We start from the raw sequence: 14810 nt of genomic DNA, 5'->3' as shown, positions 1-14810 counted from the left end.
TTATTTTATTTTTTTATTTTTAATGAAATAGATTTAAATTGAAAAACTTCTGTTTCTGTAGGGTCTATTAACTTTACTTCTATTTTATACGTCCCTACTCTTTCTATTGATAAATGTGTATTATAATATGTTTTAAAAACCCCAGTAACATTTGATAACTTCACCTTTTTAAGAGGTTGTAATTGATTGTTAAAATATAGCTTTACTACATTGTCTTGATTAGTTGACTGTTCTCCTGTAATTTTTAACTGTATTTCTACTTTTTGATTAAACACAACCAACCAACTTAAAGAAGCATTATAATCTTTCCATGCATTAACCACTCGATCTTTTCTTTCTTTATAAAGATCTCTACCATACATATATTCAAAATCATTCTTTTGATTTTCAAGCAACATAGGTTCAAACTCTAAATCTCCCCCTACCGAAGCATTAAATGGAGTCAAAAGAAGTTGTTTTTTGCCGTTCTCAAAAAGTAATTTTTGTGGCTTTTCGGAATTACTTATAGCTATTTGAGTTAATACCCAAATAAAACAAAACACCAAAGTAATAGCATATATTATTTGCAAAACCCCCTGTTTTATAAACACTCTTATCTTTTTTGTATTGAATATTTCCTGTTTTAAATCCATCTTTACGTCTTATATTTATTATGCTTGTTATACTTATACTTTTAAGAAAATTCTTTTCTTATATAAAAAATAAAGTAATAACCACTCAAACAAAACCACTCCAAAAGCGGTTAAAAAAGGTTCCCAATCTCCGCCTAAAAATGTACCTAAACCTTTAAAGAAATAATTAGCGGTATATCTAAAGTTAACATATACAATAGCCGCATATATCAATATAGAGTTCATACCAATTGGAATGAAAAAGAAACCTAGCCACCTTTGTTTATATACATCTATAACTAAATAAAATAGACTCAAAAAAATCATAGAAATTCCTGCAGTATATAAAATGAACGAACTAGACCAAATAGATTTAATAATAGGAAAGAAGAAACTAAATAACCATCCAATTAACATTGTAAAAATCCCTATTAGAAACACCTCTATAGCACAACGTAAAGAAGCCTCATTATAACTTTTAATATGTTTACCTATTAAAGCTCCTAACACACACATAACTGAAGCAGGAATTACACGAATAGTTCCTTCAGGATCAAAAACATGCATATACATAGGAGACGGTATTAAGTTTTGATCTAAAAAACCTGCAAGATGATTTCCTGGTAATAACTCCCCAAAAACACTATTAGGGTAAGGAATTAAATAAGTAGCTAAATAATATCCTATTAAAATACCTATAGCCCAACACAATTGAGAAATTGTTTTCTTTTTATAAATTATAATTAGACCTCCAATATAATTTCCCATTCCAATTAAAAACAGAACATTGTATAACTTTATTTTTTCTAATTGAAACTTAAACAAAGTAAAACTTAGACCTATGAGCACTAACCAAAACAGTCTCTTTAAAGACTTTAAATGAAGTAATTTTGTTGAAACTCCTTTATTTTTTTTATGAATTATTGAATACGCCATACTTACTCCAGACATAAACATAAATAAGGGAAAAATTAAATCAAACATATTAAACCCATCCCATCCAACGTGTGATAATTCTTTTTCTACAGCATTTATAATTGAACTATTAAACCTCAACAAAACTAAAAGCCCTAAGACTAAATTTTTTCCTCCAATAATCCAAAACATATCAAACCCTCTCAATGTATCTAGAGAAATAAGTCTTTGTTTTACTTCAACTCCTGTTTCCATAATATTTTTGTTTAGTTAAAAACTTATTGTTTCAAAAACTATTTGTATAAAGCTTTAAATGTATTAATTGCTCCTTCTATTTTTTCAGAAGAACAATCATTGTCTTTATAACATTTTAAAAAAGAATCAAAAGAACTCCAGTAGGTATGCATAATTCCTAAACTTCTGTTTCCTATGGTTTTATTTGCAAATTCTCTATTGCTTATAACATTTTGTAATTGTTGTTTTGCCAATTCTGGTTTTTGAAAAGAACAACTAATCACATTAAAACCTTTAATAGCAAAATAAGCTGGTGTTGGAGTTGCTGATGTGTATTGCCAATCACAAATAATAACATCTTTAGGTATTAAATCAATGGCAGGATATGTTTCATTCCCCGAAGCGCTCCAAATCCCTAAACCTGTTGTTTTTCCATCTATAAGCCGATCTCCCCACATGTACATTTTTATCTTTTTGGATTTTAAATGACTGTGTATTTTTATGACTTCATCAGCAAAAAGTTTTGCCTTATTTTTTCCTTTACACCTTACACAACCATCTTCCCCTATGACAAAGACTTCATCCATTCCTACATGGATTGAGTTTGTTTCAAAAACATCAATTAACTCATCTATCAAATCAAAAACAACATTGTGAACCTCTGGATGTAAAGGGCAATAACTACGACAATAAAAGTTTTTTTCTAAAATTTTATCTCCTGGATTCTCTTCAAATTCAGGATATGCTTTTAACAAAGCATGAATATTATCTTGCTTCCATGACTGATGTCCTAATAAATTGATAAGAGGTATTATTTTAATATTATTATTACTACAAGCTTTAACAATCTGTTTTACATCACTTTCAGATAAAGATGACCTCTCTACAAGTTCTGGATGAGTCTTAAATTGGTATTTATAATTAACCATTAAAAACAAAGTATTTACAGATGTTTTGGACAAGTCTTCTTCTATAAAGCTTATAAATTTTGGAACTTCAAAAGATTTAGGCGCTCCAATAGTAAAGCTTTTTACAATATTATTTATATCCGTCTTTTGTGAAAAAGCAGATGATATATTACATAATAACACAAGACAAAGTATTTTATAGCCTTTAAAGTCTTTCATGAATTTTAGTTTAATAATGAACAATCAAATGTACTCCACTAAACAGATACTATAGTTCTGTATTTTCTCAAAAAGGTTAGCTTTTGTATTTAACTATCTCTTTATTCAAAAAAGCTCGAGTAAAACCTAAAAACAAACCTTTTTTGGAAAATAAAATACCTCTCAAAAAACATAACAGTCTAATATTGAAGCATTATTAACTTCAATTCAATTTATTATGAAAAATTTCACCTTTATTTTATTAATCACATTCTCTTTAGGTACTTGGGCACAAGTAGAACAAAACGCTTATAACTTTGACAACAGTGAAGAATTTTTTGTTGGTGAGGGTGGGACTGTAACTGCAGAGCCATCTGGATTTATAACTTTTACACACACAACTTCGGCATATGCAAGAATGGCTCAACTAACAAATAATGTTGATGCAGACAGTAATTCATTTTTACACATTAGAATTAAAAATGAATCTGGTGACAACGATAAATTAGCACTTGCTCTAGGATCAGGAAAAATTGTTAAAACAATAGATGTAACTACTAATGATACTGAATTTAAAGATTATACTGTAGAAATAACAGATGTGGACTGGACTGGACAAATTACTCCTTTTAAATTTTTTCCTAAAAGCACAGCCAATGCTAATAAAAGCGTTGCAGGTACTGTAATTATTGATTACATAATTTTTACTAATAATGAAACTTTAGCAATAAAAGACATTGAAGAGTATAAAAATGAATTATACCCAAACCCCGCTAAAGATGTCTTAAATGTAAAAACGGCTTTAAGCAACATAAAAAAACTAGATTTATATAATTTATTAGGAAACAAAGTTGCCAGTAATGAAAACTCAAACAATATTAATGTTCAAAATTTATCTACAGGTATGTATTTAGTTGAAATTACTACTGACAAAGGTGTGTCTACTTCAAAATTTATTAAGGAATAGACTGTTGCCTTTTAATAGTAAATATTAGATAAAATATAATTAATTCTTCCAAAACATTCTTTGGAAGAATTTTCTTTATGTAAGGAGTGTAACTAATTTAATCAAGAAGTCTGTCATTTATATTTCCTATCTTGATGTATTATTAACGTATTAGGAGTTAACTACATATGAAAACTTTATTAACTCTCTTCATTAATTTCCTTTTGTTAATACCTTTTGCGGGTATAGCTCAAAATGCGCATTTCATTAATTTAGAAAGAAAAGATGGTTTGGCAAGTAACTTTGTAAGAACCATGTATCAAGATTCTTTTGGATACATGTGGTTTGGAACTGATGATGGTTTAAATAGATATGATGGTGTACATATAGATACTTATAGACATATTAAGAAAGATGCTAGCTCATTAAACAATAATTATATTATAGACATATTACAAACCTCTAAAGGAAAACTCCTTATTTGTACAATTGATGGTGTTGATGTCTTTAACTACAAAACAGAAAAGTTTAAGCATGTAAGTTTTTCTGAACATTATAATTTTAAAGGAATTCTTGAGACTAGTAATAATGAAATCTGGATTCTTACAAAAAACAACACTATCGTTGTTTTAAACTCGAATTTACAACCTACAAATAAGATTAGATTATCCGATATAAAAACAAATCATCAACAGTTTAAAAATAGTATTGATGTTTTTAAGTACGATAAAAACAATGTAGTTCTACATGTGGAAAATGAAGGATTTTATCTTTTAAATTTAAACTCTACAAAAACAAGTTTTCTCGCCAAAGATATCGTTCCTATTTCTACACAAATATTAAAAATAATTGCTATTGATAAATCTGAATTTTGGATTTTAAGTTTATCAGGAGTATTTGTTGTAAAAAATGGAATATTATCTGCTAGATATACTGAAGGTGATGCTAAAGAAGGATTAAATTTAACAAGCAATTTTATATTAGACTTTAAAATAATGCCTAATAAAGAATATTGGTTATTTACAGATGGTGGAGGAATAAATATTTACAATACTGAAACAAAGAAATTTAGATATATTGTTAATGACCTAAACAGTAATTACTCTTTAGCTTCTAATTTTATTTACACTGCATATATTGATAAAAACTCATCATTATGGCTAGGAACTGTAAAAAATGGGGTTAGTCAGTTAGACAAAGAAAACCCTTTTAGTACTTATAAATTAATTATTACAGAAAACAATCAAAAATTCAACATCCCTATCACCTCTTTATTTTTAGACTCGTCAAACAGAATTTGGGTAGGTTCTGATGGTAAAGGTTTATATAAGTTTGAGAACAATATGTTAAAGTTTGTTTTTTACGATAAAACAATAAAAACAATTACCAGTATCAACGAAATAAACAATAATACATTAATACTAGGAACTTATAAAAATGGTGTTAGCACTTATGATGTTTCTAACCATAAAATTGTAAATCAAAAATACATCAACAACAAATTAAACTTAGATTCAAAAATCACCTTTATAGAAAAAACCAATAATACATTTTGGATTGGTGGAAATAAAATAATTAAATGTTTAGCTATACCCAAAAATGCTTTTATAAAACCAGATATAAGTTTTCAAGACAATAACATAAGAGCTTTGTGTTTTGAGAAACGATCAGAAGACACCACTTTATTTGGTAATTATGTGGGCTTTTATCAACATTCAAACAAAAAGTTTAAAGAGCTTTTACATACAGGACAAAAAGTAAATGGTATTTCTAAATTTAATCAAAACGAATATTGGCTCGCTACAAATAAAGGACTAATTTTCTATAATACTAAAACCAATAATAGCCAATTATATGGAACAGAATCTGGATTATTAAATGAAAACATCAACTCAATATCAAATTATAAACATAATCAGTTGTGGTTAGGAACCTCTCAAGGAATCTCCTCTTTTAATATAAAAACAAAAACTTTCACAAATTACTCTTACAAAGATGGTTTTATAGACAATTCTTTTAAAAGCTTAAAGTCTTTAAAATTAGCCAATGGTCGTTTAATTTTTGGAGGTGAAAAAGGACTTTTAATGTTCCATCCAGATAGCATAAAAACAAAAACAAAAGTCAATAATGTTGTTTTTACTAAATTATCTGTAAACCATAAAAATTTAGATCCTAACGAAAGTAAAATTATAAATGGTCCAATAGAAAATTCAAAGCTAATAACCCTAAATCATCAACAAAAAGTATTTACCATAGGCTTTACTTCATTTAATTTAAAATACACAAATAACATACAGTTTTCTTATAAACTTGAAGGCTATAATAATGAATGGAGTACCACCAGAGAAAGATCTTTAACTTTCATGAATTTAGAACCAGGAACTTATACTCTAAAAGTAAAGGCTTCTAGTTTATCTGGCTTATGGAAAAATTCTTATGCTTCAATAGATATTAATATTTTACCTGCATGGTGGCAAACTTTATGGTTTAAAGCTTTAATAATTATACTAATGATTATCGCCTTATTCACTATAAACAAAGCTATTTTAAATAGAGAACGATTAAAGAGAGAATTTGAATTTGAAAAAAAATCACTAAAAGATCAAAAAGAATTAGATGAACAACAATTACAATTTTTCACCAATTTATCACATGAAATCCGTACTCCTTTAAGTTTAATATTAAGTCCCGTTGAAACACTCATTCAACAAACCACTAGTCAAAGTATAAAAAATAATTTACGTCTAATTCAAAAAAATGCATCAAGAATAAACAGATTAATCAATAGAGGAATTGATTTTAGAAAAACACAATTTAAAGAACCTGATATACAAATTGCACAGGAAGATATTATTCATTTTCTTAAAGAACTTGTTGGGAGTTTTGAAGAGTTTTCTATGAGTAAAAATATTAAACTTAAATTTATCAGCGAAATAGATAAACTTCCTCTTTGGTTTGATAAGTATATGGTAGAGACTATTTTTTATAATCTATTATCTAATGCTTTTAAATATAGTGATACAAATGGAGAAATTGTCTTAAAAATATGCTCTACTAAAAAACATGTTAACATTACGATCCAAGACTTTGGACAAGGCATTTCTTCAGAAGATTTACCTTACATTTTTGAAAGATTTTATCAATCGAAAAATCACATAGGTGGTTCTGGAATTGGATTAGCACTATGTAAAAGTTTTGTAAATGCCCATAAAGGATATATAAAAGTTGATAGTTCATTAAAAAATGGTAGCACCTTTAAAGTTACTTTTCACTTAGGAAATAAACACTTTAATAAAAAAGACTTAGTTGAACTCAATAAAGAAAACAAAGCTATTTTAATAGAAAACAAAACAATTAAAAATGATACTTTTTATGATATAAAATTAAAAAACAAAATCATATTAATTGTAGAAGACCAAACAGACTTAAGAGACTACTTATATAAAAATCTATCCAACTCATATATTATAAAAACTGCAGAAAATGGGTTACAGGCAATGGAAATTATTGAAAAAGAAAAAATACATTTAGTTGTTACAGATGTTACCATGCCTTTAATGGATGGGATGGAATTATGTAAACAATTAAAAGAAAACATTAAAACTTGTGACCTTCCTATTGTCTTATTAACTGCTAAAACCCTTAATGAAGAAAAAGTAGAAGGATACAATACTGGAGCAGATGTTTATCTCGAAAAACCTTTTTCATTAAATCTTTTAAAATCTATCATCAATAATCTACTGCATAAAAAGGTTAGACTTAACAATAAAGTTATTAATAACTTAGAAATTCCTATAGACTCTGAAACAATTAATACATCTGACGAAAAATTTTATGAACAAACCATTGCAATTATTGAAAAACATATAGACGACATTGACTTTAATGTTACTAAATTCTCTAAAGAATTAGGAATGAGTAAGTCACTCATATACAACAAAATGGCTAATATTACAAATATGAGTATCAATAATTTAATACTAACAGTTAGGTTAAACAAAGCATCTCAGATGCTTATCCATACAAAAAAATCTATCGTAGAAATTTCGTTACTTGTTGGTTTTCAAAATGCTAAATACTTTAGTACTAGTTTTAAAAAGAAATTTGGAAAAACACCTTCTAAATATAGAGAAGAAAACAACTATTTAAATGAAACTTAACAAACAACAAAAATTAAACACCAAAGCCGATAGTCATTAAAACAGTAATGATATGTACTAATCAATTAATATATGATTACTCTAATACTCTAACTATAAAATTATTATCACTACTAATCATATAAAAGTATCTAATATTATTGTTATTTATTATAAAAAAACAACTATCTCTTTTATTCTCTTAAGTTTATCCATAAAAAAAGCGCTGTATTGCTACAACGCTTTTAAAACTAATATTTTAGAACTAAGAATATCTTCTTAATAATCTCCTAAAGTTGCAGGGTTTTGAGACAATGCATTTTCTAATTGCTCATCATTAGGAGCTTTACCATGCCAAGCATGTGTATGCATCATAAAATCAACACCATTACCCATTTCTGTATATAATAAAATACACACTGGTTTTCCATTTCCTGTTAAAGATTGAGCTTTTTTAACTCCAGCAATAATTGCCTCAATATCATTTCCTTCTTTAACTTCTAAAACTTCCCATCCAAAAGCTTCAAACTTAGCTTTAATAGATCCCATTGGCAATACCTCATCAGTGGTACCATCAATTTGTTTTAAATTAACATCAACTGCAGCAATATAATTATCTACTTTTTTAGCAGCAGCATACATTATAGCTTCCCAGTTTTGACCTTCTTGTAACTCACCATCACCATGTAAACTATAAACCAAACGAGTATCTCCGTTTAATTTTTTAGCTTGTGCAGCCCCAAGAGCAACACTCATTCCTTGTCCTAAAGACCCCGAAGCAATACGAATTCCTTCTAAACCTTCGTGAGTAGTTGGGTGTCCTTGTAATCTTGAATCTAACAAACGGAAAGTTGCTAACTCAGAAACTGGAAAATATCCACTACGAGATAATACACTATAAAATACTGGAGAGATATGTCCATTAGATAAAAAGAATAAATCTTGATCTTTTCCATCCATATCAAATTCTTCAGCATTGTGCTTCATAATTTCCTGATACAACACTGTAATATATTCTGCACACCCTAATGATCCTCCTGGATGCCCTGAATTTACAGCATGAACCATACGTAAAATATCTCTTCTTACTTGTTGTGTAAAATCTTTTAGCTCTTGAATACTTGCCATTTTATTTAATTTAGTGCGGCAAAAATACAGTTTTATTTATGTAGGACAAATTATTTTGAATTGTAAATCAGTGATATTTCATCAAAAAATGTATTTGATAGCAAAATGATTCAGATTTAAACCACATAATCCATCTACAAAGCTTTATAAAAAACAGATTTTACTTATATTTACTCAAATAGCCCTATTTTAATTGATAAAAACAAAGCAGTATGGAAGAATACCTAGGAATTGATGTCGGTGGTACCAATATAAAAATTGGAGTTGTGAACAAAAAAGGAGATTTACTAAAAAAGGAAAAATATCCAACTTCTATATTACAACAAAGTGGTGATTTTATAAATGAATTTGTCAAAATTATTGGACAAGAACTAAAAAATCATCCGCATATTAAAAGAGTTGGAATTGCAGTACCAGGTATGATTTCTAAAGACAGATTATCAACGGTATTCATGATAAACATTCCTGAATTTAACAACACCCCTTTAATTTCTATTCTTGAAAAAAAATATCCTGAAATTTCATTTTTTCTAGAGAATGATGCTAATGCTGCTGCTATTGGAGAGTTACATTTTGCAAAAACCAAAGTTCCTAAAAACTTTATTTTTATGACTCTAGGAACAGGTCTTGGAGGAGCAGCTGTGCTAAATGGCAAAATTTTTAAAGGTGGAAATGGAAACGCCATGGAAGCTGGTCATATTATTTCTTCTAATGGAAAAACGGCAGAAGAAAATATGGGTAAAAAAGCTTTGGTTGAAATGGCATTGAAAAAAATTAAAAAAGGAAACAAAACCAATTTAATTGCAAAAAATTTAACAGCAAAAGATATTGTAATAGCTGCTACCGATGAAGATCCTGTAGCCGTAGATGTTTTTAAAAAAGTAGGTGTTATTTTAGGAGAAACCATCGTTTCTACCATTAGAATTCTTGATGTTAAAACTATTTTTATTGGTGGTGGTGTAAGCAAAGCCTATAAAATTGTTAAAAAGAACATGAATAAAGCCCTTAAAAAAAGGCTTCCTGATTATTACCTTGAAGATTTAGATATTAGATTGGCTACATTAGGAAATGATGCTGGTATAATTGGAGCAGCCGCTCTTTGCTTTAAAAAAGATGAATAAAAAAAAGAGGATGATTATCGCATCCTCTTTTTTTGTAAATCTAAAAAATGTTTAACATCATTTTTATTTGACTCTTTTAACAATCAAAGGATTGTCTATTTTGGTTTTAAAATCACTTAAATAACGATACCAATCTTCTTTAGTTTTAAATTCACCTGCTTTTTTCCATCCAAAACCTGAATAGTAAACAGCTTTGTTATTTGTTACTTTTAAATCTACAAATGCATTACACAAATCTTTATTATCTACAATATAAGTATTGTTGTTAATAAAAGAATCACCTGTGGCAACTACAGCAGTTCCAATTTCAGAATCATCTAAAGGCTCCCAATAACTGATCCATCCTTTGGCTTTATCACCATATACAACTCCTTCTTGTTTGTGTAAAGTTAGTCCTACTGAAACAACATCCGTCCCGGTAATATAATCTTCAATTTTAGACAAATTACTTCCTCTATCTAAAGTGATTACTTTGTATTGACTAATATTGTTATCACCTGCTTTCCAATCCGCATATTTTAAATAAAAAGAAGTTCTTAATGGACCTGTAGTAATCGTTCTCCATTCAGTATAGTTTTTTGAAAGATAATACTCATCATTAACTTTTACAGAACTTCCTCCTACTCCTCTACTTGATCCTACATGAAAATTATCCAACCCTTCACCTGTATCCTCATGATAGCTTCCGGTCTTATCAACAAGTGTTTCTTTATACCATTTATTAATGATAGGATAACTTACTCGTTTTAACCATGCATCAATCCCACTAGATAACGTCCCATTTGGTTTGTTCTCTTCTGTTAATCTTTGAGCTGTTGGTCCGTATACTCTAAAAGCAACTTTGTCGTTTTCCCAAGTATAATCATCGGTACGCTCTGGAACAAATCTAGAATAACACAAATCTTCAGCCTTAGGCTGTTCTTTTTTTGACATACTTACCACTTTATATGTCGTTCTACCATATGATGTAATGTTAGGCTGAAAAATAATCTCATCCATAATTCCATCACCATCAACATCTATTAACTGAGAAATTTCGTACTCATTGGTTTCAGTATTTTTAATACCTAAGCCTTCTAACTTATCAACCTCTAAAAACTGTTTGGTTAACGTTACCGTTTCAAAAGAACGTTCTTTATCTATCATATTCTGTACAAAAAAAGTTCTTGTATTTGTACAAGATAATAAGGTAAACAACATTGCTGATGCTATAATATTGAATAGGGGTTTCATGTTTACGTTTTGTTGATTAATCTTCGTTTGATGGTTTTCCAATGGTTGCTAAAATTCCTCCATCAACATAAAGTACCTGACCATTTACAAAATTACTAGCATTAGAACTTAAGAAAATAGCAGCTCCTTGTAAATCATCTGGATCTCCCCAAACACCTGCCGGTGTTCTACTAACAATAAAATCGTTAAAAGGATTTCCATCTACTCTAATAGGTGCAGTCTGGCTTGTAGCAAAATATCCTGGTCCAATTCCATTGGTCTGAATATTAAACTTTGCCCATTCTGTAGCCATGTTTTGAGTAAGCATTTTTAAACCACCTTTTGCTGCTGCATAAGCTCCTACAGAATTTCTTCCCAATTCACTCATCATTGAACAAATATTAATGATTTTTCCGCTTCTTCTCTCAATCATTCCTTTAACAACAGCTTTAGAAACAATAAATGGAGAAACCAAATCTACATCTATTACTTGTTTAAAATCAGCCACTTCCATTTCAACCAATGGCGTTCTTTTAATAATACCTGCGTTATTAATTAAAATATCAATATTCCCTACCTCAGATTGAATTTTATCAATACTATCTATTACTTGTTTTTCGTTAGTAACATCAAATAAATAACCATAGGCATTAATTCCTAACTCTTTATAAGTAGCTACAGCTTTGTCTAATTTTTCTTGCGACGAATTTCCGTTAACTACCACCGTTGCTCCAGCCATTCCTAAACCAGTAGCCATGGCCATTCCTAAACCATGAGTTGCCCCTGTAATAAGAGCAACTTTTCCTGTTAGGTCGAATAATTTTGTTGACATGTCTTTATTATTATAGGTTATCTTAATTCATTTATTGCACACATATCCATATCTCCATAGTCTAAATTTTCACCAGCCATACCCCAAATAAATGTGTATGATGAAGTTCCTGCTCCTGAGTGAATTGACCATGGTGGAGAAATAATTGCTTGATGATTAGCCATCCAGACATGTCTTGTTTCTGTAGGCTCTCCCATAAAATGAGATACTGCTTGATCTTGTGGTACATCTAAATAAAAATAAACCTCCATTCTTCTATCGTGTACATGTGCTGGCATGGTATTCCATACACTTCCTGATTTTAAAGTAGTCATTCCCATTTGTAACTGGCAAACATCAACCACACTGTTCACTATATATTTACGAATGGTTCTTGCATTACAAGTTTCTGCTGTTCCTAACTCAACTACCTCAACATCATCTAAACCTATTTTTTTAGTAGGATATTCTTTATGAGCAGGTGTTGAGTTGATATAAAATATTGCAGGATTAGAAGAAGAATTACTAGAGAAAATAATTTCTTTATTCCCTCTTCCTACATACAAAGCTTCTTTATGTCCTAACTCATATACTTTACCATCAACACTTACAGTTCCAGCTTCACCTACATTAATAACTCCTAATTCTCTTCTCTCTAAAAAATAAGAAGATTTTAATTGATCTATTGTTTCTAATATAATAGCCTTATTTACCGGTAAAACTCCCCCAGTAATATATCTATCATAATGAGAATACACCAATTTAACTTGATCCTCAGTAAATAAATCTTCGATTAAGAATTCCTCTCTTAATTGCTGAGTATCCATCTGTTTTACTTCTCTTGGGGAAGCTGCATATCTAGTCTCGATATTATGTTTCATACTTATATTATATTAGTTTTTATTCTAGGTAAATGTAGTAAAAAAAAAACACAATACAATCGATTGTATTATGAATATAAAATTATACATTTGCTTGAACTCTAATAATTCAATAATTTTTTCTTCTAAATTTTACACATACATCAGAAAAAAGAGCATTGACACATATAAAAATATAATATAAATAACATTACCTTAACACCTTTATTTAAAACTTAATTTACTTAAAATCATCATTAAAATCCCAAATAAGACAAAACTCATGCGACTTAAAACAATCTTATATTGTTTATGTTTCATTCCATTATTATATGGATGTAACGAATTAACAAAAAAAACAAAAACCATCAAATTAGCTCATGGTTTAGATACCAAACACTCAGTGCATATTGCTATGTTAAAAATGAGTGATGATTTGTACAAATTATCAAACGGTACATTAAAAATTAATGTTTATCCTAGTCAGCAATTAGGAACCGAAAGAGAATGTTTAGAACTACTTCAAATAGGAAGTCTAGAAATGACAAAAGTATCTGTAGGAGTATTAGAAAACTTTGCTCCAAAGATGAAAGTCCTAGGACTACCTTATTTATTTAGAGACAGACAACACTCTTTTGATGTATTAGATGGTCCTATTGGTCAAGAATTGCTAGATAATGGTACTAAATTTTGGTTAAAAGGTTTAGGGTATTATGACGCTGGTAGTAGAAGTTTTTACAGTAAAGACAAAGCGATTAGGACTCCTGCTGACTTAAAAGGACTTAAAGTACGTGTAATGGAAAGTGTAAGTGCTATGAATATGGTTCGTAGTTTTGGAGGTTCTCCAACCCCTATTTCATGGGGAGAGTTATACACCTCTTTACAACAAGGAGTGGTGGATGCTGCCGAAAACAACCCTCCATCTTTTTACTTATCTAGACATTATGAAGTGTGTAAACACTATACTTTAGATGAACACACTGTAGTTCCTGATGTATTGGTTGGAAGTACTCATTTTTGGAATGCTTTAACTGAACAAGAACAAGAATGGGTAAAAATTGCTGTAAAAAACTCTGTTAAATATCAAAGAGAACTTTGGTTAGATGCAGAAGAAGAAGCACTTACTGAAGTTGAAAAAGCTGGGGTTGAAATTATTAGACCAGACAAAACTTTATTCTCAGATATGGTTAAACCTATTTATGATGAAGTAGAAAAAGATCCTGAGGTAAACAAATTAATTCAACGAATTCGAAATACTAAGTAAAATGAAATTAAGAAAAAAAGTAGATAAAATACTAGGTTCTATATTAACTGTTATCATGGGATTAATGGTAATCAATGTATTATGGCAAGTATTTTCAAGATTTGTAATTGGGTCTCCAAGTTCTTTTACAGATGAATTATCGAGATATTTAATGATTTGGGTAGGAATTTTAGGAGCAGCATATGTGTCTGGAAGAAATATGCACGTAGCTATTGATGTAGTACCATTAAAAACAGGACCTGCTACTCAAAAAAAATTAAGAGTATTGGTTTTTGCCTTAGTAATTCTTTTTGCTTTTGCAGCAATGGTTGTTGGAGGATCACGATTGGTTTACATTAGTTTTTTACTAGGACAAACATCTCCTGCACTACAAATACCTTTAGCCTTTGTGTACGCAGTAATTCCTTTAAGCGGAATCTTAATTATTTATTATAAAACAACAGATCTTTTAAGCGCATAATTA

The 14810-nt window shown here is 29.2% G+C and carries 12 protein-coding genes; 5 read left to right on the top strand and 7 right to left on the bottom strand.

Annotated features, from left to right (window positions below):
• Nucleotides 1-5: 5 nt before the first annotated feature.
• From BUB70_RS10125 to BUB70_RS10115, 3 genes are all read right to left on the bottom strand, one after another.
• Nucleotides 6-446: a hypothetical protein gene (locus BUB70_RS10125; RefSeq protein WP_143155286.1), complete on the bottom strand. Its 441-nt coding sequence runs from the start codon at nucleotides 444-446 to the stop codon at nucleotides 6-8.
• A gap of 219 nt (nucleotides 447-665) precedes the next feature.
• Nucleotides 666-1781 (bottom strand): acyltransferase family protein, encoded by a 1116-nt coding sequence (locus BUB70_RS10120; RefSeq protein WP_073121160.1) that lies wholly within the window; start codon nucleotides 1779-1781, stop codon nucleotides 666-668.
• 38 nt (nucleotides 1782-1819) lie between these two features.
• The gene (locus BUB70_RS10115) at nucleotides 1820-2887 is read right to left on the bottom strand and encodes a family 20 glycosylhydrolase (RefSeq protein WP_073121159.1); all 1068 of its coding nucleotides are present in this window, start codon (nucleotides 2885-2887) and stop codon (nucleotides 1820-1822) included.
• Nucleotides 2888-3104: 217 nt separating this feature from the next.
• Between BUB70_RS10115 and BUB70_RS10110 the strand changes: the two genes are divergently transcribed.
• Nucleotides 3105-3833: a T9SS type A sorting domain-containing protein gene (locus BUB70_RS10110; protein WP_073121157.1), complete on the top strand. Its 729-nt coding sequence runs from the start codon at nucleotides 3105-3107 to the stop codon at nucleotides 3831-3833.
• Between the two features lie 167 nt (nucleotides 3834-4000).
• On the top strand, nucleotides 4001-7972 hold the full coding sequence (locus tag BUB70_RS10105; protein WP_084730253.1) for a hybrid sensor histidine kinase/response regulator transcription factor: 3972 nt from the start codon (nucleotides 4001-4003) through the stop codon (nucleotides 7970-7972).
• A 258-nt stretch (nucleotides 7973-8230) separates the two neighbouring features.
• On the opposite strand, the gene BUB70_RS10100 is transcribed toward BUB70_RS10105, so the two are convergent.
• The gene (locus BUB70_RS10100) at nucleotides 8231-9079 is read right to left on the bottom strand and encodes a transketolase (protein ID WP_073121155.1); all 849 of its coding nucleotides are present in this window, start codon (nucleotides 9077-9079) and stop codon (nucleotides 8231-8233) included.
• A gap of 212 nt (nucleotides 9080-9291) precedes the next feature.
• On the opposite strand from BUB70_RS10100, the gene BUB70_RS10095 reads away from it, so the two are divergent.
• Nucleotides 9292-10200 (top strand): ROK family protein, encoded by a 909-nt coding sequence (locus BUB70_RS10095; protein WP_073121153.1) that lies wholly within the window; start codon nucleotides 9292-9294, stop codon nucleotides 10198-10200.
• A gap of 63 nt (nucleotides 10201-10263) precedes the next feature.
• Here the strand turns inward: BUB70_RS10095 and BUB70_RS10090 are convergent, their stop codons facing one another.
• From BUB70_RS10090 to kduI, 3 genes are read right to left on the bottom strand one after another with little or no spacing between them, the layout of a single operon-like run.
• Nucleotides 10264-11433, bottom strand: coding sequence for a DUF4861 family protein (locus BUB70_RS10090; protein ID WP_073121661.1), 1170 nt, complete (start codon nucleotides 11431-11433; stop codon nucleotides 10264-10266).
• A gap of 16 nt (nucleotides 11434-11449) precedes the next feature.
• Nucleotides 11450-12244, bottom strand: a complete 795-nt coding sequence (locus tag BUB70_RS10085; RefSeq protein WP_073121152.1) for a gluconate 5-dehydrogenase — start codon at nucleotides 12242-12244, stop codon at nucleotides 11450-11452.
• A 17-nt stretch (nucleotides 12245-12261) separates the two neighbouring features.
• The gene (gene kduI / locus BUB70_RS10080; RefSeq protein WP_073121150.1) at nucleotides 12262-13104 is read right to left on the bottom strand and encodes a 5-dehydro-4-deoxy-D-glucuronate isomerase; all 843 of its coding nucleotides are present in this window, start codon (nucleotides 13102-13104) and stop codon (nucleotides 12262-12264) included.
• Nucleotides 13105-13366: 262 nt separating this feature from the next.
• Here kduI and BUB70_RS10075 point away from each other — a divergent pair, with 262 nt between their 5' ends.
• A complete protein-coding gene (locus BUB70_RS10075; RefSeq protein ID WP_073121148.1) occupies nucleotides 13367-14347 on the top strand; it encodes a TRAP transporter substrate-binding protein in 981 nt (326 codons plus the stop codon).
• A 1-nt stretch (nucleotide 14348) separates the two neighbouring features.
• Complete coding sequence (locus tag BUB70_RS10070; RefSeq protein ID WP_073121146.1) at nucleotides 14349-14807, top strand: TRAP transporter small permease; 459 nt, start codon at nucleotides 14349-14351, stop codon at nucleotides 14805-14807.
• Nucleotides 14808-14810: the final 3 nt, after the last annotated feature.

Source organism: Wenyingzhuangia marina, from assembly GCF_900130035.1.
Lineage (GTDB): Bacteria > Bacteroidota > Bacteroidia > Flavobacteriales > Flavobacteriaceae > Wenyingzhuangia > Wenyingzhuangia marina.
The sequence above is the reverse complement of the archived record's forward strand: the minus strand, read 5'-3'. Positions and strand labels throughout refer to the sequence as shown.

Coding starts and splice junctions, on each gene's coding strand:
- BUB70_RS10090 (WP_073121661.1), bottom strand. CDS start 11,433: ATGAAACCCCTATTCAATATTATAGCATCAGCAATGTTGTTTACCTTA.
- BUB70_RS10100 (WP_073121155.1), bottom strand. CDS start 9,079: ATGGCAAGTATTCAAGAGCTAAAAGATTTTACACAACAAGTAAGAAGA.
- kduI (WP_073121150.1), bottom strand. CDS start 13,104: ATGAAACATAATATCGAGACTAGATATGCAGCTTCCCCAAGAGAAGTA.
- BUB70_RS10105 (WP_084730253.1), top strand. CDS start 4,001: ATGAAAACTTTATTAACTCTCTTCATTAATTTCCTTTTGTTAATACCT.
- BUB70_RS10070 (WP_073121146.1), top strand. CDS start 14,349: ATGAAATTAAGAAAAAAAGTAGATAAAATACTAGGTTCTATATTAACT.
- BUB70_RS10085 (WP_073121152.1), bottom strand. CDS start 12,244: ATGTCAACAAAATTATTCGACCTAACAGGAAAAGTTGCTCTTATTACA.
- BUB70_RS10110 (WP_073121157.1), top strand. CDS start 3,105: ATGAAAAATTTCACCTTTATTTTATTAATCACATTCTCTTTAGGTACT.
- BUB70_RS10115 (WP_073121159.1), bottom strand. CDS start 2,887: ATGAAAGACTTTAAAGGCTATAAAATACTTTGTCTTGTGTTATTATGT.
- BUB70_RS10120 (WP_073121160.1), bottom strand. CDS start 1,781: ATGGAAACAGGAGTTGAAGTAAAACAAAGACTTATTTCTCTAGATACA.
- BUB70_RS10075 (WP_073121148.1), top strand. CDS start 13,367: ATGCGACTTAAAACAATCTTATATTGTTTATGTTTCATTCCATTATTA.
- BUB70_RS10095 (WP_073121153.1), top strand. CDS start 9,292: ATGGAAGAATACCTAGGAATTGATGTCGGTGGTACCAATATAAAAATT.